The 22157-nt window shown below is 72.9% G+C and carries 16 protein-coding genes; 1 reads left to right on the top strand and 15 read right to left on the bottom strand.

The window, feature by feature from the left end; genetic code table 11:
* Positions 1–89: 89 nt before the first annotated feature.
* The 8 genes from tmk to bldG all read right to left on the bottom strand — a co-directional run bounded on the left by tmk (position 90) and on the right by bldG (position 13768).
* The gene (gene tmk / locus ABZ919_RS23915; protein WP_361251236.1) at positions 90–3452 is read right to left on the bottom strand and encodes a dTMP kinase; all 3363 of its coding nucleotides are present in this window, start codon (positions 3450–3452) and stop codon (positions 90–92) included.
* A 124-nt stretch (positions 3453–3576) separates the two neighbouring features.
* Entirely contained in the window at positions 3577–6408 is a 2832-nt protein-coding gene (topA, locus tag ABZ919_RS23910) for a type I DNA topoisomerase (protein ID WP_361251233.1), read from the bottom strand.
* A gap of 279 nt (positions 6409–6687) precedes the next feature.
* Complete coding sequence (locus ABZ919_RS23905; protein ID WP_361251232.1) at positions 6688–6885, bottom strand: hypothetical protein; 198 nt, start codon at positions 6883–6885, stop codon at positions 6688–6690.
* 558 nt (positions 6886–7443) lie between these two features.
* Positions 7444–8964 (bottom strand): class I SAM-dependent methyltransferase, encoded by a 1521-nt coding sequence (locus ABZ919_RS23900; protein WP_361251229.1) that lies wholly within the window; start codon positions 8962–8964, stop codon positions 7444–7446.
* A 314-nt stretch (positions 8965–9278) separates the two neighbouring features.
* Positions 9279–9893 (bottom strand): small secreted protein, encoded by a 615-nt coding sequence (locus tag ABZ919_RS23895; RefSeq protein ID WP_361251226.1) that lies wholly within the window; start codon positions 9891–9893, stop codon positions 9279–9281.
* Positions 9894–10118: 225 nt separating this feature from the next.
* Positions 10119–12521: a sodium-translocating pyrophosphatase gene (locus ABZ919_RS23890; protein ID WP_361251223.1), complete on the bottom strand. Its 2403-nt coding sequence runs from the start codon at positions 12519–12521 to the stop codon at positions 10119–10121.
* Positions 12522–12793: 272 nt separating this feature from the next.
* The gene (locus tag ABZ919_RS23885; RefSeq protein ID WP_361251220.1) at positions 12794–13222 is read right to left on the bottom strand and encodes an ATP-binding protein; all 429 of its coding nucleotides are present in this window, start codon (positions 13220–13222) and stop codon (positions 12794–12796) included.
* Between the two features lie 204 nt (positions 13223–13426).
* On the bottom strand, positions 13427–13768 hold the full coding sequence (gene bldG, locus ABZ919_RS23880; protein ID WP_010986038.1) for an anti-sigma factor antagonist BldG: 342 nt from the start codon (positions 13766–13768) through the stop codon (positions 13427–13429).
* A gap of 82 nt (positions 13769–13850) precedes the next feature.
* Here bldG and ABZ919_RS23875 point away from each other — a divergent pair, with 82 nt between their 5' ends.
* Positions 13851–16355 (top strand): DEAD/DEAH box helicase, encoded by a 2505-nt coding sequence (locus ABZ919_RS23875; protein ID WP_361251218.1) that lies wholly within the window; start codon positions 13851–13853, stop codon positions 16353–16355.
* On the opposite strand, the gene ABZ919_RS23870 is transcribed toward ABZ919_RS23875, so the two are convergent.
* The 7 genes from ABZ919_RS23870 to ssd all read right to left on the bottom strand — a co-directional run bounded on the left by ABZ919_RS23870 (position 16270) and on the right by ssd (position 21653).
* Entirely contained in the window at positions 16270–16737 is a 468-nt protein-coding gene (locus ABZ919_RS23870; RefSeq protein ID WP_361251216.1) for an Rv3654c family TadE-like protein, read from the bottom strand. The genes ABZ919_RS23875 and ABZ919_RS23870 overlap by 86 nt on opposite strands.
* Positions 16734–17072 carry a TadE family type IV pilus minor pilin gene (locus tag ABZ919_RS23865; protein WP_361251214.1) on the bottom strand — a complete coding sequence of 113 codons (339 nt, stop codon included), beginning with the start codon at positions 17070–17072 and terminating at the stop codon, positions 16734–16736. The genes ABZ919_RS23870 and ABZ919_RS23865 overlap by 4 nt, the downstream gene beginning before the upstream one ends.
* A 22-nt stretch (positions 17073–17094) precedes the next feature.
* The gene (locus ABZ919_RS23860; protein ID WP_361251211.1) at positions 17095–17301 is read right to left on the bottom strand and encodes a DUF4244 domain-containing protein; all 207 of its coding nucleotides are present in this window, start codon (positions 17299–17301) and stop codon (positions 17095–17097) included.
* Between the two features lie 109 nt (positions 17302–17410).
* A complete protein-coding gene (locus ABZ919_RS23855) occupies positions 17411–18193 on the bottom strand; it encodes a type II secretion system F family protein (protein ID WP_361251208.1) in 783 nt (260 codons plus the stop codon).
* 288 nt (positions 18194–18481) lie between these two features.
* Complete coding sequence (locus ABZ919_RS23850; RefSeq protein WP_361251462.1) at positions 18482–19327, bottom strand: type II secretion system F family protein; 846 nt, start codon at positions 19325–19327, stop codon at positions 18482–18484.
* Positions 19328–19359: 32 nt separating this feature from the next.
* Entirely contained in the window at positions 19360–20550 is a 1191-nt protein-coding gene (locus tag ABZ919_RS23845) for a TadA family conjugal transfer-associated ATPase (RefSeq protein WP_361251205.1), read from the bottom strand.
* On the bottom strand, positions 20547–21653 hold the full coding sequence (ssd, locus tag ABZ919_RS23840; protein ID WP_361251202.1) for a septum site-determining protein Ssd: 1107 nt from the start codon (positions 21651–21653) through the stop codon (positions 20547–20549). Before ssd ends, ABZ919_RS23845 begins: the two co-directional genes overlap by 4 nt.
* Positions 21654–22157: the final 504 nt, after the last annotated feature.

Raw genomic sequence — 22157 nt, 5'->3', positions numbered from 1 at the left:
GGGCACTGACAGTGAGGCAAAGCGAGGGCGGCGCAGGTCGCTGCCGCCACCTGCGCCGCCCGGTGTTCCTGCCCGCGGGACCGGTCGCGTCAGCCGCGCCGGCCGCGGCCCCTGCGGCCCTGCTCCTCGTCGTGGTCGCCGGAGTCCCGCTCGTCGTACGACCCCAGCAGCTCGTCCGCGAGCGACGGCAGGTCGTCCAGCGGGGTCTCCTCGGCCCAGTCGGGGCGCTGCCGGCGGCGGGGAGTGCCCTCGGCGTCGATCCGGGGCATCTCGCGCGTACGGTCCTCGGAGCCGTCGGGGCCCGCGGCGGGCCGCTCGTCCCGGAAGAAGCCGTGAGGCACCCGGCCGGCCGGGTCGTCACCCCGTACGGGCGGCAGTACGGCCGTCTCGTCGGCGGCGCCCGGGACGACCGGCGGCAGCACCGCCGTCTCGTCGACGGCGCCCGGCACCACCGGCGGCAGCACCGCCGTCTCGTCCGCCGCGCCGGGCACCGGTGGCTGCGGCAGTTGGGCCGTCACCTCGGCGTCGGGCTCGGCCGGCTGCGCGGCGCGCTGGTCCCGGGCGCCCGCCGTCACGCCCTTGCCGGGCTCGTCGGCCCCGTCGCGGACCGGCCGCAGCACCGCCGTCTCGTCCGTGCCCGCCTCGCGCGCCCGCGGTTCGTCCCGTCCGGGCGAGAACACCGGCGTCGGGACCGTCTCGTCGGTGCCGCGTGGATCCGGCGACACCACCGGGTTCGGGACCGTCACCGCGTCCGGGACCGGGCCCGGCGCGGGCGGCAGGGGCGTGCTGGACCGGCGGGCCGCCGTGTCGGCCGCCGCCGCGGCCTCGGACGCCTGCCTGCGGGCCTCCTCGGCACGCAGCAGCGCCTCCTCGGCCTTGCGCTGCTTCTCCAGGCGGCGCGCTTCTTCCTCGGCACGCAGCCGGGCCTGCCGGGCCTCCTCCTCGGCGCGCAGTCGGGCCTCCTCCTCGGCCTGCCTACGGCGCCGCTCCTCTTCGGCCCTGCGGCGGGCCTCCTCCTCGGCGCGGGCCTTCTCCTCGGCGAGCAACCGCTGCCGCTCCTCCTCCGCGCGCTTGGCCGCTTCCGCCGCCCGCTGCCGGGCCTCCTCCGCCTGCCGTTCGGCCTCGCGCCGCTGCGCCTCCTCCAGCTCGCGGCGCTTGCGCTCCTCCTCCTCGGCGCGGAGCTTGGCGAGCTGCTCCTGACGCTCGCGCTCCAGGCGCTCCTCCTCGGCCTTGCGCGCGGCCTCTTCCTCGGCCTTGCGGCGGGCCTCCTCCTCGGCCTTCTTCCGCGCCTCCTCCCGGGCCTCGATCTCGGCCTCGGACAGCGGCAGCACGGTGTCGAGCCGGTGCCGGATCACGGTGGTGACGGCCTCGGCCTCCTGTCCGGCGTCGACGACCAGGTAGCGGCCGGGGTCGGCGGCGGCCAGCGTGAGGAAACCCGACCGCACGCGCGCGTGGAACTCCGCCGGCTCCGACTCCAGCCGGTCCGGCGCCTCGGTGAACCGCTCGCGGGCCGCCTCCGGGGAGACGTCGAGCAGGACGGTGAGGTGCGGGACGAGTCCGTCGGTCGCCCAGCGGTTGATGCGGGCGACCTCGGTCGGGGACAGATCGCGCCCGGCGCCCTGGTAGGCGACGGAGGAGTCGATGTAGCGGTCGGAGATCACCACGGCGCCGCGCTCCAGGGCGGGCCGCACGACGGTGTCGACGTGCTCGGCGCGGTCGGCGGCGTACAGCAGCGCTTCCGCGCGGTGGGACAGGCCCGCCGAGGACACGTCCAGCAGGATCGAGCGCAGCCGCTTGCCGACGGGCGTGGCCCCCGGCTCACGGGTCAGCACGACCTCGTGGCCCTTGGCGCGGATCCACTCGGCGAGGGCCTCGGCCTGGGTGGACTTGCCGGCACCGTCGCCGCCCTCCAGGGCGATGAAGAAGCCGTTGGCCGCCGGTGTCTCGACCGGGTCGTCGCCACCCAGCAGCGCGTCCTTGAGGTCCTGGCGCAGCGGGATGCCGGAGCGGTCGTCGACCTTGGCGAGCACGAGCGCGGCCACCGGCAGCAGCAGCGCGCCGACCAGCATCAGCGTGAAGGAGGCACCGCCGTGCGCGAAGACGAACCTGCCGTTCTCCAGCCGGTGCCGGCCGATCAGCCCGGCGACCACGGGGGCGACCACGGCGCCGAGCGCTATGAAGACGCGCACGACCGCGTGCAGGTGCTCGGTGACACGCGCCCGGCGGTGGTCCTCGGTCTCCTGGTCGAGCAGGGCGTGTCCGGTGTTCGCGGCCACGCCCGCGGTGACGCCGGCGAGGGTGACGATCAGCAGCACCGTGGTGACGTCCGGGACGAGCCCGGCGGCCAGCAGGGCGATGCCGGTGAAGGCGATGGCGAGCGCGAGCAGCCGGCGCCGCGAGAGCGAGGGCAGCAGCGCCGGGGCCGTCCGGATGCCGACGGCGACACCGCCGGTCAGCCCCAGCACCAGCAGGCCGTACAGGACCGGGCCCCCGCCGAGGTCGGCGGCGTGCAGCACGCACACCGACACTGCGGCCGCGATGGCTGCGGCGACCGTGGCGCAGGCCGGCACGAGCAGCGGGATGGCGCCCGTACGGCCCTTGTCGACTCCGGTGCCGGCGCGCGGACGGCGCAGGCCCTCCAGCGGGGACCGCGCGCGGGGGGTGCGTGCCTCGGGCAGCTCCAGGAAGGTCAGCAGGGACAGGGAGGCGGCGAACAGACCGGCCGCCACATATGAGGCCAGGGCCGCGTGGTGCTGGTCGAACCAGGCCACGCCGGTGCCGAGCAGGTTGTTGAACAGGGCGGTCACGACCAGTGCGGCGGCCGCCAGCGGTACGGCCAGGAAGCCCGTGCGCAGTGAGAGGCGGCGCAGGGCGTCCATGTGGTCCGGCAGCGGCCGTACGGTGGCGCCCTCCGGGGGCGGGCCGGGCAGCAGCGCCGGGGCCGCGCTCTCCCGGCACACCGTCCACAGGCGCTCGGCGACGCCGGTGACGAACGCGGTGACCAGCAGGACGGCCAGCGCGTTGTCCGGAGTCCAGTCGATCCACAAGGGGGCGACGATCAGCAGCGCGGCGCGCACGCCGTCGGCGCCGACCATGGTCCAGCGGCGGTCGAGCGGGCCCTCCGGGGCGGTGAGCGAGGTCAGCGGGCCGAGGAGAACCGCGCCGAACAGCAGCGCCGCGAGGACGCGCGCCGCGAAGACGGTCGCCACTGCGAACGCCACACCCCGGTACCCACCGCCGAAAGCGCCCTGGCCGATCGCCGCCTGGAGGGCGAGGACGACCAGGACGAGTACGGCGAGGGTGTCGCCGACACCGCTCACCAGTTGCGCGCCCCACAGGCGTTTCAGCTGCGGTCGGCGCAGCAGGGAACGTACGGCGCGCTCGCGGGAGTCCGCGACCAGGGCGTCGTCCGGGGCGGGGGTGGGGGCCGTTGGCTGCTCGGCTCGCGTCATGCGTTCAGCCTATCCGCAGCCACCGACACCACACGTCGCCTCTCTGGCATGAGCACACCCCGACATCAAAGTGATGCCGGGGCGTTCACATCGCGAAGCCGGAACGGCCTGCGGGGGGGGCGGGTCAGTCCTCGGTGCCGGAAGCCGTCGCCTTGGAAGCCGTCGCCTTCTTGGCCGTCGTCTTCTTCGCCGTGGTCTTCTTCGCGGCCGTCGTCTTCTTCGCCGCCGTCTTCTTGGCGGCGGTCTTCTTCGCCGGGGCCGCCTTCTTGGCCGTGGTCTTCTTCGCCGCGGTCTTCTTGGCGGGGCCCTTCGCGCGCTTCTCCGCGAGCAGCTCGAAGCCGCGCTCCGCGGTGATCGTCTCGACGCTGTCGCCGGAGCGCAGGGTCGCGTTGGTCTCGCCGTCGGTGACGTACGGACCGAAGCGGCCGTCCTTGACCACGACCGGCTTGCCGGAGACCGGGTCCTCGCCCAGTTCCTTCAGCGGCGGCTTGGCGGCGGCCCGGCCGCGCTGCTTCGGCTGGGCGTAGATCGCCTGGGCCTCCTCCAGCGTGATCGTGAAGATCTGGTCCTCGGACTGCAGCGAACGCGAGTCCGTGCCCTTCTTCAGATACGGGCCGTAGCGGCCGTTCTGCGCGGTGATCTCCTGGCCGTCGGCGTCCGTGCCGACGACGCGCGGCAGCGACATCAGCTTGAGCGCGTCGTCCAGCGTCACCGTCTCGAGCGACATCGACTTGAAGAGGGAGGCCGTGCGCGGCTTGACCGCGTTCTTCCCGGTCTTCGGGGTGCCCTCGGGCAGGACCTCGGTGACGTACGGCCCGTAGCGGCCGTCCTTGGCGACGATGGGGTGGCCGGTGGCCGGGTCGGTGCCGAGCTCGAAGTCGCCGCTGGGCTTGGCCAGCAGTTCCTCGGCCAGCTCGACGGTCAGTTCGTCCGGCGCCAGGTCGTCCGGGACGTCGTGGGACTGGTACTCCTCGCTGCCCTTCTCGCCGCGCTCGACGTAGGGGCCGAAGCGGCCTACGCGCAGCACGATGTCGTTGCCCACCGGGAACGACGACACCTCGCGCGCGTCGATCGCGCCCAGGTCGGTCACCAGCTCCTTGAGGCCGCCGAGGTGGTCCCCGTCGCCATTGCCCGCCTCGGCCGCGCCGCCGTGACCGGTTCCTTCGCCGAAGTAGAACCGCTTCAGCCACGGCACGGCCTTGGCCTCGCCGGCCGCGATGCGGTCGAGGTCGTCCTCCATCTTGGCGGTGAAGTCGTAGTCGACCAGCCGGCCGAAGTGCTTCTCCAGCAGGTTGACCACGGCGAAGGACAGGAAGGACGGCACCAGGGCCGTGCCCTTCTTGAACACGTAGCCGCGGTCGAGGATCGTGCCGATGATCGACGCGTACGTCGACGGGCGGCCGATCTCGCGCTCTTCCAGCTCCTTGACCAGCGAGGCCTCGGTGTAGCGGGCCGGGGGCTTGGTGGAGTGGCCGTCGGCCGTGATCTCCTCGGCGGACAGCGCGTCACCCTCGGCGACCTGCGGCAGCCGGCGCTCGCGGTCGTCCAGCTCGGCGTTCGGGTCGTCGGCACCCTCGACATAGGCCTTCAGGAAGCCGTGGAAGGTGATCGTCTTGCCGGAGGCGCTGAACTCGACGTCCCGGCCGTCGGCGGAGGTGCCGCCGATCTTGACCGTCACGCTGTTGCCGGTCGCGTCCTTCATCTGGGAGGCGACGGTCCGCTTCCAGATCAGCTCGTACAGCTTGAACTGGTCGCCGGTCAGACCGGTCTCGGCGGGAGTGCGGAAACGATCACCCGAGGGGCGGATCGCCTCGTGGGCCTCCTGGGCGTTCTTGACCTTGGCCGCGTACGTCCGCGGCTGCGGCGGCAGGTACTCGGCGCCGTACAGCTGCGTGACCTGGGCGCGGGCGGCCGCGATCGCGGTCTCGCTCAGCGTCGTGGAGTCCGTACGCATGTACGTGATGTAGCCGTTCTCGTACAGCTTCTGCGCGATCTGCATCGTCGCCTTCGCGCCGAAGCCGAGCTTGCGGCTGGCCTCCTGTTGCAGCGTCGTCGTACGGAACGGGGCGTACGGCGAGCGGCGGTACGGCTTGGACTCGACGGAGCGCACGGAGAAGCGGGTGTTCTCCAGGGCGACGGCCAGGGCGCGCGCGGTCGCCTCGTCGAGGTGCAGGATGCTGTCGCCCTTGAGCCGGCCCAGGGAGTCGAAGTCGCGGCCCTGCGCGATCCGCCTGCCGTCGACGGTCTGCAGGCGGGCGACCAGCGACGACGGGTCGGACGCGTCGCCCGCGCGGCCGGTCGCGAAGGTGCCCGTCAGGTCCCAGTACTCGGCAGAACGAAAAGCGATGCGATCGCGTTCCCGCTCGACGACGAGACGCGTGGCGACGGACTGGACACGGCCGGCCGACAGCCGGGGCATGACCTTCTTCCACAGCACCGGCGAGACCTCGTAGCCGTAGAGGCGGTCGAGGATGCGGCGGGTCTCCTGGGCGTCGACCAGCTTCTGGTTGAGCTGGCGCGGGTTGGCGACGGCCTCGCGGATCGCGTCCTTGGTGATCTCGTGGAAGACCATCCGCTTGACGGGGATCTTCGGCTTGAGGACTTCCTGGAGGTGCCAGGCGATCGCCTCGCCCTCCCGGTCCTCGTCAGTGGCGAGGAAGAGCTCGTCGGAGTCCTTCAGCAGGTCCTTGAGCTTCTTGACCTGCGCCTTCTTGTCGGCGTTGACCACATAGATCGGCTGGAAGTCGTGTTCGACGTCCACACCGAGGCGGCGGACCTCGCCGGTGTACTTCTCCGGCACCTCCGCGGCGCCGTTGGGGAGGTCGCGGATGTGCCCGACGCTCGCTTCGACGACGTAGCCGGGGCCGAGATAGCCCTTGATCGTCTTCGCCTTGGCAGGCGACTCGACGATGACGAGTCGGCGGCCGCCCTGTGCGGTCTCGCTGGTCGGGGACAACTTCGCTCTTCTCTCCGGTCGACGCTTGGGCCTCCCCCGGCCTTCGTCCCGGGGTCGCGGCGTACTGCTGGCACGTGTGACGCTGCGGAGTGTGACGCTACATCCCACCCCCGTGTCAAACGGGAAAAGCCCACAACGGCCACTCGAACGGTAACCCGACTACCGCCATTCCTGCCGCCCGGAGTACCGGGTACCCAGGTGAGGGCTGTCCGGAGCGTGCTGCTCCTTTTCCTCTCCTTTTCCTCCCGCGACACCCCCGCCGCAGCACGCCCGCCGACGTCAGAGGCGGGTCAGGCAGTACACCCCGAGGGCCAGCGCGACGGTCCCGGCCATGCTCGCGAGGGTGGCCGATGCGACTTGGTTCACACCGTGGGCCACCGGCTCGCGGCGCCTGAGACGGGTGCCGGTCCAGGCCAGCAGTGCGCCCCCGAACAGGGCGAACACCAGCCCCGCGAAGATCGCCGGCACGCTCTCCATCCCCGGTCACCTCTTTTGCGTCGCCTGGCCGCTCCCGGGCCGGGACACTGGCACGCGCGGGAGACGGGCGGGCGACATCGGAGTGAACGGCGGGTCGACGTGATACCGAACACGCGATCGCACATCGTCCCGGTCAGGTCCGGGCTGCATATTTTTCCGGCCGTTTTCCGGCTTCGGCGCGTCAGAAGAGCTGCCACCCGTCCGCACCGGCCCGTGCCACCGGCATACGACGGTGATCCGGACGCGGCCACCCAGGCATCCGGGGCGGCTACGACCGCACCGGTATCCGGCGTACCTCAGGCGGACCAAACCGCCGTACCGCTCGCGGCGGGCCGGACCGGCCTGCGTGTCCCCGGCCCCGCCACCGCCGGACCGGCCGTCCCCGACCACCCGACCCGCCATGTGCCGGACCGGATGTGCCGGACCGGCCGCCAGTGAGCTCCAGGCCCGCTACGACCGCAGACCGCACACGCCGCCCATGCCCCCAGCCCCCTACAGCCGCACACGGCCGCCCACGCCCACTACAACGGCGCATTCCGCCGCCCTACGGCACCCCGCTCAGCTCGCCGGCTCCAGGAACCCCTGTTCCACCAGCAGGCGGATCTGCGCGGGTGTCCGGTCGCGGAGTACCACCCGGTCCTCGTCCATGAGCTGCGCGATGGCGTCCAGGATGCGGCCGGCGCTCAGCGTGCCGTCGCACACGCCCGCGAATCCGGCGCCGACCGTGTCCACCTTCGTGGCCCGGCGCATGCCGCGGTGCTGACGCAGCACCACGTGCTCCGGGTCCTCGGCACCGGGCAGCCCGACCTGCTCCTGGACCACCTCGGCGGCGAGCCTGAAGTGGCTGTCGAGCAGCGCCGCGTCGTCGTGCTCCCGGAGATAGTCGAGGCGCTCGAAGTGCGCCCGGATCGTGTCCCCGAGGGGCTGCTCCACCGGGTGCGGCCACTCCTCCACGGTGACGACGGGTTCTGCGGAACCCGTCCGGCGCAGGGTGATCCAGCCGAAGCCGACGGCCTTGACCTTGCGCGCCTCGAACTCGTCGAGCCAGGCGTCGTACCGCGCCTGGTACTCCGCCGGATCCCCGCGGTGGTCACCGGCGTCCCTCAGCCACAGCTCGGCGTACTGCGTGACGTCCTGCACCTCGCGCTGCACGATCCACGCGTCGCACCCGCGCGGCACCCACGAGCCGAGTCTGTCCTGCCAGTCCTCCCCTGCCACGTGCTGCCAGTTGGCGAGGAAGTGCGCGAACCCGCCCTCGTTCAGCCGTTCCCCCGCCTGCTGAACGAGCGAGCGGCACAGATCGTCCCCGCCCATGCCGCCGTCCCGGTACGTCAGCCGGGCGCCGGGCGAGATCACGAAGGGCGGGTTGGAGACGATCAGGTCGAAGGTCTCGTCGTCGTGGACCGGCTCGAAGAGCGAACCCTCGCGCAGGTCGGCGGCGGGCGCGCCGGAGAGCGCGAGCGTGAGCGCGGTGATGTGCAGGGCGCGCGGGTTGAGGTCGGTCGCCGTCACTTGGGTGGCGTGCTGGGCGGCGTGCAGCGCCTGGATGCCGGACCCGGTACCGAGGTCCAGGGCGGACGCGACCGGCGTACGGACGGTGATGCCGGCGAGGGTCGTGGAGGCGCCGCCCACGCCCAGGACGACGCCCTCGTCGCGCTGGCCGATGCCGCCCGCCCCGCCGACCGCGCAACCCAGGTCGGAGACGATGAACCAGTCCTCGCCATCGGGTCCGCCGTAGGGCCGGACGTCCACGGTGGCGGCCACCTCGTCGCCGCCCACGCGTGTGAGCCACCCCGCTTCCAGCGCTTCCTCGACCGGCAGAACGGCTGTCACGCGCGCGTGCGGCACCGGTTGCTGCAACAGGAACAGCCGTACGAGCGTCTCCAGCGGCGTGTCGCCACGGGTCGCCCGAAGGGCGGGCACGGTCTCGCTGCGGGCCAGCGCCGCGTAGGCGGGGGCTCCGAGCAGGTCGAGCAGCCCGTCGGCGGTGAACGAGGCCCCGAGCAGGGCGCCCCGCAGGCGTGCGGCGATGTCGGGCCGGTCGGAAGCGGGCAGGGAGGCGAGTCCGGAGTCAGTCACGCCCCCATTGTGGCCCGCGGCCCCTGCCGACGCGGCCCGAGCACGCCTCGCCGGCCCGGCCGCGGCCCGTCGCCCACGCGCGCATGTCCGAGGGCCGCGAAGGCCATCGCCCACCGGTACGCACCGAGAGGCCCAGCCCTCGGGCACCCGTACCTGACGAAAGGCCCGGCCCTCGGCCACCCGTACCCACCGGAAGGCCGGCGGAGGTCTGAGGCCGCGCAGTACGTGCCCGTAAGCCCTGCTGCATGAGTGCCCGAGCCGCGAGCCGCAGCCCTCGGCCGTCCGCGCTCAGCCGCCGGCCCCGGAGGCCCGGATCACCCCGCCGACGGGGAGGACGTGGACGACACCGATGCCGTGGCCTTCTTGCAGCTGGCCTGCTCGGCCATCGCCTTCTTGACGTCGCCCTGCTCCAGCCGCTCCAGCGCCTGCGTGCCGCTGTCGCTCTGCTTGCCGACCTCCTTGGTCTGAGTGGCGGCGACGTCCTTGAGACCTTGGGCGAACTTGCCCTGGTCGCTGGTGTCGAGCCCGTCGACCTGCTTCTTCAGGGCGGCGTACGACGCGGAGAGGCCGGCGAGGTTCTTGGCCGCGTCCTGCTGCCGCTTGGCTCCGTCCTCGATCCCGGGGGGCGCGCCGGCGCTGTCGAGGGCGTCGGCGAGCGCCTTGTAACCGTCTGCCATGTCCTGGAAGGCCTGTGAGTAGGTCTTCTGGGCGCTCTTGGGCGGCAGGTTGCTGTCGGTGGCGATGGCCGCGATGGACGCGTTCGCCGCCTTGATCTTCGTGTCCTGCGCGGGCACCGCGTCGCAGACGGACTTGGCCCAGGACACCAGCTTGGGGTCGGGCCCCTTGCTGCCGCCGCTGCTGGTGCAACCGGACAGCGCCACCACCAGTACCGCACCGCCGGACAGTGCGGCCGCGAGCTTCTTGTTCACCGGATCGGTCCCTTCCATGGCTCTCGGCCCACGGACCCTACACGGCGGACGCACATCCTCCGTGCCCCGTACGCCCCTCAAGGCGCCCTTTGTGACTCTTTGCACCACGAGAGAGAAGGCTCACCACGTGGGCGAGCCCACAGCCGAAAGCGGGCGGGCGGCACGTCAGCACGCACCGCCCGCCCGCCCGTTGAGCAGGGTTTCTCGAACAGATCAGGTGTACGACTAGGAAACCACCGCCGTGTTCGCCGAGTTGGAGACCCGCTCGGTGCTCTCGTCGTCGCCGACGGCGATTCCGCGCCGCTTGGAGACGTACACGGCGACGACGATCACGGCGAGCGCGAGGGCCGCGATCAGGATCCGTACGCCCAGGTTCTTGTCGTTGCCGTACGAGAACTTGATCACCGCGGGCGCGATCAGCAGCGAGACCAGGTTCATGACCTTCAGCAGCGGGTTGATCGCCGGTCCGGCCGTGTCCTTGAAGGGGTCTCCGACGGTGTCGCCGATCACCGTCGCGGCGTGGGCCTCGCTGCCCTTGCCGCCGTGGTGGCCGTCCTCCACCAGCTTCTTGGCGTTGTCCCAGGCGCCACCGGAGTTGGCGAGGAACACCGCCATCAGCGTGCCCGCGCCGATGGCACCGGCGAGGTAGGAACCGAGCGAGCCCACACCGAGGGTGAACCCGATGAAGATCGGCGCCATGACGGCGAGCAGACCGGGCGTGGCCAGCTCCCGCAGGGCGTCCTTGGTGCAGATGTCGACGACCTTGCCGTACTCGGGCTTCTCGGTGAAGTCCATGATCCCGGGCCGCTCACGGAACTGCCGCCGCACCTCGAACACCACCGAACCGGCCGAGCGCGACACGGCATTGATGGCGAGTCCGGAGAAGAGGAAGACGACCGCGGCACCCGCGATGAGGCCGACGAGGTTGTTGGGCTGCGAGATGTCCAGGGACAGGCTGAGTGGCGCGCCCGGCCCGGTGAGTTTCACCCCGACGTCGTGCACGTTGGTGGTGATCGCGTCGCGGTACGACCCGAACAGCGCCGACGCGGCGAGGACGGCGGTGGCGATGGCGATGCCCTTGGTGATGGCCTTGGTGGTGTTGCCGACCGCGTCCAGGTTGGTGAGCACCTGCGCGCCCGCGCCCTGGACGTCGCCGGACATCTCGGCGATGCCCTGGGCGTTGTCGGAGACCGGACCGAAGGTGTCCATGGCGACGATCACGCCGACCGTGGTGAGCAGGCCGGTGCCGGCGAGCGCCACCGCGAACAGCGCGAGCATGATCGACGTGCCGCCGAGCAGGAACGCGCCGTACACGGAGAGCCCGATGAGCAGGGCCGTGTACACGGCCGACTCCAGGCCGACCGAGATGCCGGACAGGACGACCGTCGCCGGGCCCGTGAGGGACGTCTTGCCGATGTCCCGCACGGGGCGGCGGGTGGTCTCGGTGAAGTAGCCGGTCAGCTGCTGGATGACGGCGGCGAGCAGGATGCCGATCGCCACCGCGACCAGGGCGAGGATCCGCGGATCGCCGCTCTTGGCCCGGATCGCCGCGTCGGTGACGCCGCCGAGTGTGTGGTACGACGACGGCAGGTAGACGAACACGGCGATCGCGACCAGTGCCAGGGAGATCACCGCGGAGACGAAGAAGCCGCGGTTGATCGCCGTCATGCCGCTGCGGTCGGCTCTGCGGGGCGCGACCGCGAAGATCCCGATCATCGCCGTGATGACGCCGATGGCCGGTACGAGCAGCGGGAACGCCAGCCCGGAATCGCCGAAGGCGGCCTTGCCGAGGATCAGCGCGGCCACCAGGGTCACGGCGTACGACTCGAACAGGTCGGCCGCCATGCCCGCGCAGTCGCCGACGTTGTCGCCCACGTTGTCGGCGATGGTCGCGGCATTGCGCGGATCGTCCTCCGGAATGCCCTGTTCGACCTTGCCGACCAGGTCGGCGCCGACGTCGGCGGCCTTGGTGAAGATGCCGCCGCCCACACGCATGAACATGGCGATCAGGGCCGCGCCGAGGCCGAAGCCCTCCAGCACCTTCGGGGCGTCGGCCGCGTACACCAGCACCACGCAGGAGGCGCCCAGCAGGCCGAGCCCCACCGTGAACATGCCGACGACGCCGCCCGTGCGAAATGCGATCTTCATCGCGGTGTGCGAGACAGTGGTGAGATCCTTTTCGGGTTCGCCTGGTGCCGGAGTGGCTTCCCGGGCCGCCGCGGCGACCCGCACATTACTGCGGACGGCGAGCCACATGCCGATATAGCCGGTGGCCGCCGAGAACACCGCTCCGATCAGGAAGAACACCGATCGTCCGGCACGCTGATTCCAGTCGTCCGCGGGCAGCAGCATGAGCAGGAAGAAGACGACGACCGCGAATACGCCGAGCGTGCGCAACTGCCGGGCGAGATAGGCCTTCGCGCCTTCCTGGACCGCCTCGGCGATCTGCTTCATGCTGTCGGTTCCCTCGCCCGCGGCCAGTACCTGGCGCACCAGGATCCCCGCGACCACCAGTGCGGCCAGGGCGACCGCCGTGATGGCGGCCACGAGGATCCGGTTGTCGTCGGTCAGGACTGCGGCTGCGAGGGACGTGGGGTGACCCAACTGAGGGGTAGAAAGCCCCGCCATTCGTCCTCCTTGACGCTTGGGCTGAGCTCAAGATGTGGACGGATTCTAGGTACCCCAGGGTGATCGCAAAAGAGCGCGGTAAACGGAATTAGCCTCCACCGGCTCATCAGCAAATGATCCAGATCTCTCCGGACAACCCGAATGGAGTAATGCCCCCAGGGCATTCTCGGTGATCGTGAATTCCTTCACGAATTCGGGAAGGGCGTCTGGCCTGCCGGAAAAACGCCGAGGGCCCTGCACGGCAGGGCCCTCGGGAAGCGGAAACGGCGCGGTCAGACGAGTGCCGCGGCCGGCGGCGTGGTCGGCCACGTCATGCGGATGAGGCCACCGTCGTGTCCGGTGGTGACGTGGACGTCGTCGACGAGGCCGCTGATGACCGCGAGCCCCATCTCGTCCTCCTCGACTTCAGCCTCGCCGTCCTGCGCGCCGGGCGTGTCGCCCGGGGTGGCGTGCGGCGCCTCGTCCCCGACCTCGATGGAGAACTGTTTCTCCTCCTCGATCAAGGCCACCTTCACGGGCGCGCTGATGCCGCTGCTCTGGTGCAGTCCGACGGCACGGGAGCAGGCCTCGCCGACGGCGAGCCGGACCTCGTCCAGGACGGCCTCGTCCACTCCGGCCCTGCGTGCCACCGCGGCCGCCACCAACCGGGCGGTCCGGACGTGCTCGGGCAGCGCGCTGAAGCGGAGTTCGACGGTGGCCATGCATCCCCCTCGCGACTACGGGCGTGCGGTCGGGGGCGGGGCCGCCGAGAGCCCGCACCCCCTGCTGTGCTTCTGTGCCCCGGGCCCGGTTCAGGGCCCGGGACGGAACCGGTCGGCGCACCGGCCGCGAACGGAACGCGCCGGACAGCACCGTCCGGCGTCCGGACCCCACGCGGGAGTCCGGAGCCGGTGACCGGTCCGGGGTCAGTCGGTGGCCGCCACCGCTTCCTCGACCGAGGTGTGGATCGGGAACACCTTGGTGAGGCCGGTGATGCGGAAGATCTTGAGAATGCGCTCCTGGTTGCAGACCAGGCGCAGCGAGCCCTCATGGGCACGCACTCGCTTCAGGCCGCCGACCAGCACGCCGAGACCGGTGGAGTCGAGGAAGTCCACGCCCTCCATGTCGACGACGAGGTGGAAATTGCCGTCGTTCACCAGCTCGACCAGCTGCTCGCGCAGCTTGGGCGCGGTGTATACATCGATTTCGCCACCGACCTCGACGACCGTACGATCGCCGACGGTACGGGTCGACAGGGACAGGTCCACGGATCCTCCAGCACCTTGCTATCGAGCGGTCGCCCCTCGGGACACCTCGGCTTGCGGCCCCCGGGACGCATCGCCAGCCGCGATGGCATTCAATCACTTACCGGCAGGCGTGCACGACGCCTTGGTCCCATTGTCCGTCACGCCAGTGACACACTCGATGCCGATGGCCAAGAATCACCGATCCGATCGACCCCCGGCGGACCCGGCATTCCGCCCGTCTCCGGGCCTGGTCCTGGACCGGCTCGCCTCCGGGCCAAGCCGGTCTGCGCGCATCACTCATACGGAGCACTTGCCCCCGCGCGCGGGCCGCCATGCCGTCTGGCCTGACCGAATCCGGTCCGAGGTGATCGCGGCCGTCCAGGAGTGCGGCATCGAACACCCCTGGGCGCACCAGGCCCTGGCCGCCGAGCACGCTCTGGACGGCGAGTCGGTGGTCGTCGCCACCGGCACCGCCTCGGGCAAATCGCTCGCATACCTCGTGCCCGTCCTGTCCACCCTCCTGGACGGATCCGAGGCCCCGAACGGCCGTGGCGCCACGGCCCTGTACCTCGCCCCCACCAAGGCACTCGCGGCGGATCAGTGCAGGTCGGTGAAGGAACTTTCACATCCGCTCGGCACCGGAGTACGCCCCGCCGTGTACGACGGCGACACCCCCTACGAGGAACGGGAGTGGATCCGCCAGTACGCCAACTACGTCCTCACCAACCCCGACATGCTGCACCGCGGGATACTCCCCTCCCACCCGCGCTGGTCCTCCTTCCTCAAGGCGCTCAAGTACGTGGTCATCGACGAGTGCCACACCTACCGCGGCGTCTTCGGCTCCCACGTCGCCCAGGTGCTGCGCCGGCTGCGCCGCCTGTGCGCCCGCTACGGCGCCTCTCCCGTCTTCCTGCTGGCCTCCGCGACCGCCGCCGAGCCCGCAGTCGCCGCCGGCCGGCTGACCGGCCTGCCGGTGGTCGAGGTCGCCGACGACGCCTCCCCGCGCGGGGAGCTCGTCTTCGCCCTCTGGGAGCCGCCTCTCACCGAGCTGCACGGCGAGAAAGGTGCCCCCGTACGGCGTACCGCCACCGCCGAGACCGCCGATCTGCTGACCGACCTGACCGCGCAGGGCGTGCGCTCGGTCGCCTTCGTACGGTCCCGGCGTGGCGCCGAGCTGATCTCGGTGATCGCCCAGGAGAGGCTCGCCGAGGTCGACCGGTCCCTGGTCCGGCGCGTCGCGGCCTACCGCGGCGGCTACCTCCCCGAGGAGCGCCGCGCCCTGGAACGCGCCCTGCACTCCGGCGAACTCCTCGGGCTGGCCGCGACCACGGCGCTGGAGCTCGGCGTGGACGTCTCCGGCCTGGACGCGGTCGTGATCGCCGGCTACCCGGGCACGCGCGCGTCCCTGTGGCAGCAGGCGGGCCGTGCCGGCCGCTCCGGACAGGGCGCGCTCGCTGTGCTGGTGGCCCGCGACGACCCGCTGGACACCTTCCTGGTCCACCACCCCGAGGCCCTGTTCGACCAGCCGGTGGAGTCCACCGTCCTCGACCCGGACAACCCCTACGTCCTCGCGCCGCACCTGTGCGCCGCCGCCGCGGAGCTGCCGCTGACCGAGGACGACCTGGACCTCTTCGGCCCCGCCTGCGCCGACGTGCTGCCACAGCTGGAGGCCGCGAAGCTGCTCCGCCGGCGGACCAGGGCCTGGCACTGGACGCGCCGCGAGCGAGCCGCCGACCTGACCGACATCCGCGGCGCCGGTGGGCGTCCGATTCAGGTCGTGGAGGCCGGCACGGGCCGGCTGCTGGGCACGGTCGACGCGGGCGCCGCGCACTCCACGGTCCACGAGGGCGCGGTCCATCTGCACCAGGGCCGCACCTATCTGGTGCGCTCCCTCGACCTGGAGGACTCCGTCGCCCTGGTCGAACAAGCCGACCCGCCGTACTCCACCGTCGCCCGCGACACCACCTCGATCTCCGTCCTGGAGACGGACACCGAGATCCCTTGGGGCGCCGGCCGCCTCTGCTACGGCTCGGTCGAAGTGACCAACCAGGTGGTCTCCTACCTCCGTAGACGCCTCATCACAGGCGAAGTGCTGGGCGAGACCAAACTCGACCTCCCTCCCCGAACGCTCCGCACCCGCGCGGTGTGGTGGACGGTCACCGACGACCAGCTGGACGAGGCCCGGATCACCCCCGAGATCCTCGGCGGTTCACTGCACGCCGCAGAACACGCCTCCATCGGCATGCTTCCCCTCTTCGCGACCTGTGACCGCTGGGACATCGGCGGCGTCTCGGTTCCGCTGCATCCGGACACCCTGCTGCCGACGGTCTTCGTGTACGACGGCCATCCGGGTGGCGCGGGTTTCGCGGAGCGCGCCTTCCACACCGCCCGCGCCTGGCTCTTGGCCACCCGCGAGGCCATCGCCGCCTGCGAGTGCGAGGCCGGCTGCCCGTCCTGCATCCAGTCCCCCAAGTGCGGCAACGGCAACGACCCGCTGCACAAGAGGGGGGCCGTACGGCTCCTCACGGTCCTGTTGCGGGGGGCGCCGCAGGAGAAGCCAGGGGGACAGCCGTCGGCGGAGCCGGCTCCGGGGCGGACGCGCGCCTGAGCGTCTGCGGCACGGCTCCCGCCGGCCCTGCTCTGGCCCTGGCCTGCGCCGCGAACGGCCCCCTTCCCGAGGCCGCCGTCACGTCCGAGGTCTCGCCGACGATCGCGCAGCGCACCAGCCGTACCCCCTGGGCGGCCGCCACCCGCCCGGCCCGCGCACAGGCCGCCGTGCCGCCCTCCTCCCAGTGGGCCGCCGCCGCGAGGGCCGCCAGATCGGCGCCCCCGGCCGCCCGGTGCCGGACGACGACGGCCTGACCGAGCGCGAGTACGGCGCCGAACACCACACACAGCACGGCCATCGCCCCCAGGCTCCACACGGTGGCGGACCCGCGGTCGCCGTACCGCGGATCTCGCGACCGATCCGGTACTCCACCGTGTCTCACGGCCCCGCCTCCCCCGCCGCCGCGGTCTCCTCGGCCGGCGCCACGGCTTCCTCCCGCACCTCGAACGGCAGCCCGCTCAGCACCGGCGGCCTGGCCACGACCGTCACCCGGACCTGGCCGCCCGCCCTTACGACCGTCACCCGCGCCCCGCGCGGCGCGGCCTCCCGGGCCACCTTCACCACCGCGCCGGCCGGGTCCTGACGGGCGGCGGCCCGGGCGCCCAGCCGGGCGGCGTCCACGCACTGGATCTGTACGGCCACCATGAGCAGCCCCCAGACCAATGCCATCGTGAACGCCACCAGCACGGACAGCACCACGGCCGCCTCCGCGGTCACGAACCCCCGGTCCGCCCCTCGCTCACATGCGCGCACTGAGGGCCTTCTTCACGATGTCCTGCAGCTCCTGCCGGACCTGGCCGCTGGTGACGACCTCGTAGAGCAGCAGGGCGAACCCGACGGCGGCGATGATCCCCATCGCATATTCGGACGTCACCATTCCGGCGTCCTTGCGGCCCCGGCCCCTGACGTGCAGCCTCACTGCCGCATCCCTGATCTTCCTGTGCACTCCAACACCCCCGCTGGGTTTCCGTGTCCTGTGGTTCTCCGCGACTCTTTCCGCGGCTTTCTCTGCGACTTTCTCCGCGGCTGCTCGGGCCCGTTCGTCGCCGTACGCCTCACCTGCCTTGCATCACCCCGCCCGCGAGTCCGATCACCACGGGCAGCACTCCGACCGCGATGAAGGCGGGCAGGAAGCACAGGCCCACCGGCGCGGAGATCAATACGGCCGCGCGCCGGGCCCGGGCCGTCGCGGTGCGGGCCCACTGTGCGCGTGCGTCGGCGGCGAGGCGGGCGGCGGGCCCCGCCGCCGGGAGCCCGGACTCGTCGGCCCGCGCCAGCAGCCGCGCCAGGGCTCCGGCGCCGGGCAGCTCGGCCAACCGCCGCCAGGCGTGCGACGGTGCACCGCCGAGCCGCACCTCCGCCGCGCTCCGCGCCAGTGCCTCCCCGACCGGTCCGCCGAGTGCCTCACCCACCGCCTGGGCGGCGATCACCGGACCCGCACCGGCCGCGACGCAGGCGGCCAGCAGATCGGCAGCGAGCGGGAGTTGACGTGCGGCGGTGGCGCTGTCGACCGGCTCCGCCCGGCCGGCCGCCGGTTGCCGGCTCCGCCAACGCCACAGCACGACCCCGGCACCCAGCCCGAGCACGGCCCCGGCCCCACCACCACCGGCCAGGACCCAGACCCCGCACACCGCCCCGGCCGGCGGCAGCCACCGGCGCGCCGCGTCCGCCGACGTGAACCGTGGCCCGGACGCCGCAACTTCACGACCCAGTAGCTCGTTCACCCGCCGTCGCGCCCGGCTCCGCCGCCGGATCAGCTCCAGCCGCCTGACCACCCCGCCCAGGACCAGCGCCACCCCACAGACCATCCCCAGCCTGTGGACAACTTCCCCGCTCATACCGCCCGCTCTCCCCACTCCCGACCGGCGCACCCCACCGCACGCCTCACTCCGCACACCGCTCCCGGCTCCCGGCTCCCGGCTCCCGGCTCCCGGCTCCCGGCTCCCGGCAGATCCTGGGGTGCGCACCGCGGCGCACCTCCGCACCGCGCTCTCCATCGCACCCCGCCCACGACATCGCGCCCGCCCTTCGACCCGGCTCCCCGCAGACCTCGCCCCCCGTGCCTCTCCCGCCCACCCCTCCCCGGCCAAGGACCGCATCCCGACCGCGCCGCACACCGCTCCTGCTCATCCCCCTCCCGCCCCCCGTACGATCCGCACGGCCCACCACGCCCCGGCCACTTCAAACGCCGATCCGGCCGCCAGGCAGCCGAGGCCGGCGCCGGTGTGGAGGAGGACGCGGAGGGGGTCCGCACCCATGGCCGAACCCAGGAGCAGGCCGAGAGCGGGAAGCACGGCCAGGAGCACCGTGGTCGCCCGGGCGCCCGCCAACTGGGCGTGCAGGTCTGCGCGTTGATCACGCTCGGCCCGCAGGGCCGCGTCCAGCCGGTCCAGGCCGGCCGCCAGTCCGGCGCCCCGATCCACGGCCACCCGCCAGCACGCGGCCAGCCCGAGCAGGCCCTCGGCGCCGGGCTGCCGGGCCGCCACGGAAAGGGCGCCGGGAACGTCCCCGCCGAACCGCGCCGCCGCGACCACGGCCGCCTGTGCCTCGCCGAGCCCGCCGGAGTCCCGCGCCGCCCACAGCAACGCCTCGCCCGGCTGCCGCCCGGCGCGCACCTCGCCGGCGAGGGCCCCGCACAGGGCGATCACCGCGTCCGCCCGCCGCTCCCGAACGGTGCGGGCCTGCCGGGCCAGCCGTACCCGGCGCAGCAGCGGCACCCCGGCCGCCCCCGCGACGACCGGAATCACCGAGGCCGCCAGCAGCCCGAGCAGCAGGCCGGCCGCGAGCGCCCACCACTCGGCGCCCCACCGGCCGCACAGCCGCTGCAGTTCCGCGCGGGTCCGATCCCACGAGGGCGGGCCGGGCGTCACCGCTCCACCGCCCGCGAACAGCAGCCGCGCCCGCCGCATCCCGTAGTGCCGCCCGCCCAGCAGCCAGACCAGCGCGCCGAGGCACACGAGGGCGGCCCCCATGGACGTCTCACCGATCACTTCCGCCACCTCACTCACTCGTCCCCGGCCTCGCCCGCTCCACCGAGCAGGTGCCGCAACCGCTCCCAGCCCCTCTCCCGCACGAAGGCCCGCTCGCCCCAGCGCAGGGCGGGCACCGTGCGGACCAGCCCGGTGGCCTCCCGCTCCAGCACATGCACCTCGGCGATCCGGCGCCGTCCGGACCGGTCCCGTACGAGGTGCAGGACCACGGAGAGCGCGGCCGCCAACTGGCTGTGCAGCGCGGCCCGGTCGAGCCCGGCGGCCGTGGCCAGCGCCTCCAGGCGGGCCGGGACGTCCGCGGCGGCGTTGGCGTGGACCGTGCAACAACCGCCCTCGTGGCCCGTGTTGAGGGCGGCCAGCAGATGCACGACCTCCGGTCCGCGGACCTCCCCCACGACCAGCCGGTCGGGCCGCATCCGCAGCGCCTGCCGGACGAGATCCTCGAGGGTGACCAGTCCGGCGCCCTCCTGGTTGGCCGGCCTGGTCTCCAACCGGACGACATGCGGATGGTCCGGCCGAAGCTCGGCGGAGTCCTCGGCGAGCACGATCCGCTCGCCCGCTCCGGCCAGGCCCAGCAGGGCACTGAGCAGGGTCGTCTTGCCGCTTCCGGTGCCGCCGCTGACGAGGAAGGACAGGCGGGCCGCGAGCAGCGCCCTGAGGATCCGGTCGCCGCCGGGCGGCACGGTGCCGGCCTCCACCAGTTCCTCCAGCGTGAACGCCCGGGGCCGTACGACCCGCAGGGCCAGGCAGGTACAGCCGACGGCGACCGGGGGCAGCACGGCGTGCAGCCTGGTCCCGTCGGGCAGCCGGGCGTCCGCCCACGGCCGGGCGTCGTCCAGCCGGCGCCCGGCCACGGCGGCCAGCCGCTGAGCTAGGCGTCGTACGGCCGCGGCGTCGGGGAAGGTCACGGAGGTCAGCTCCAGTCCGCCGCCACGGTCCACCCACACCCGGTCGGGGGCGGACACCAGGACATCGGTGATGTCCGGGTCGGCGAGCAGCGGCTCCAGGGGGCCGGTGCCGACGAGTTCGGACCTCAGCTGCCGGGCGGCGCCGAGGACCTCGGCGTCGCCGAGCACCCGCCCCTGTTCGCGCAGGGCCTGGGCCACCCGCGCCGGGGTGGGGTCGGCGCCGCTCTCGGCGAGCCGGCGCCGGACGCCGTCGAGCAGGGCCGCGCCGTCCGCGCGGTCGAGTCCGGGGAGGGTCATCGGGTGCCTCCGGCTTCGGCCAGCGCGCGCTCCCAGAAGTCCGCGCAGAAGCGGGCGAGGGGGCCGCGTCCGGTCGCGCCGGGTGGTTTCGCGCCGCCCTGGGGGCGCAGCAGCGGCGGTTCCACCGGAACCTCGCCCGCCAGTGGCAGGCCGAGCAGCCGGGCCACCTCATGGTCGTCCAGGCCCGGTGCGTACGGCCCGCGGACCGCCACGCGCAGGTCGCGCACGACCATGCCGACGGCGGAGGCGACCCGCCCGGCGGCCGCGACCGCGCGCAGCTCGGCGGGGACGACGAGCAGTGCGAGGTCGAGCTGGGCGAGGGCTTCGGCGACCCCGTCGTCGAGGCGGCGGGGCAGGTCCACCACGACCGTGCCGCCGCGCCGCCGGGCGGCGGCGAGCACCGCGCGCACCGCCTGCGGCGGGATGGCGACGCACGTGCCGCGGTCCCAGCTCAGCACCCGAAGGGAGTGCAGTTCGGGCAGCGACTCCTCCAGGGCGCCGCCGCCGACCCGGCCGCGGGAGGCTGCGAAGGCGGGCCAGCGCAGCCCGTCGGCGCTCTCGCCGCCGAGGAGTACGTCGAGTCCGCCGCCGAGCGGATCGGCGTCCACGAGGAGGGTGCGCAGTCCCTCACGCGCGGCGGTGACGGCGAGGGCGCACGCGAGCGTGGAGGCACCGGCGCCGCCCCGGCCGCCGATCACCCCGACGGTGAGGGCCGGGCGACCGACGCCCTCGGCGACGTCGGCGATCCGGTCGACCAGCCACTGCTCCCCGTCGGGCAGCATCAGGACGTGGTCGGCACCGATCTCCACGGCCCTTCTCCACACTCCCGGGTCGTCCTGATCGCGCCCGACCAGCACCACTCCGCGTCGGCGTGTCGCCCCGCCGACCCGGTGGGCGGCGTCGTCGCCGACCAGCACCAGCGGGGCCGTGTTCCAGCCGTCGCCGTGTTCCGGTACCCCGTGGTGAACCTCGGGTGTGGCGCCGGCGGCCGCGCACAGGCGCAGCAGGTCGTCCAGGAGTTCGGCGTCCTCGGTGACGATGAGCGGCCGGTCCGGCCGGTCTTCGGTGCCGGGCGGCGGGTCGTGGGTGACGGCTGCGGTCACGGGTGTTTCCCCCTTCGCTGCGTGGGCCGCGCAGCCTCTGCGGCCACGCGATTCCCAAAGGTGTGAAGAACCGGCAAGCGGCCTCCCATATGAGCGGCCGGCGGAAACCGGTCACACGCGTTCCGGCAATCGGAACCGGCCATGAACTCGTCCCGGCCGAGCGCGCTGGAATCACGGTGCAGCGATCCCCGAAAACATGTGGATCTTGGTCAAAAACTGTGGACAACTCGGGGACTGTGAATATCACCGTCACCCATACCGGTGACCTCCGTACCGATCCCTGCGCGACTTCCACAGGGCAGCGCGATGATTACCCGCAGTGACGGATCATGGACGCATGGAAACGTCGGGCCGCGGCCGGGCCGCGTCGTACTCGCAGCCTCTCGGACAACGGGGAGGAGGGAGAAAACCCATCCGGACATGCGACGACCCCCGCCGGGGGGGAGAGCGGGGGTCGTCCCCACGGCCGACTCGGGGGGGGAGGAGTCGGACCGGGTTAGCACG

It is taken from the genome of Streptomyces sp. NPDC046759, from assembly GCF_040645475.1.
GTDB lineage: Bacteria > Actinomycetota > Actinomycetes > Streptomycetales > Streptomycetaceae > Streptomyces.
This window is presented reverse-complemented; position numbering and strand designations above follow the sequence as displayed.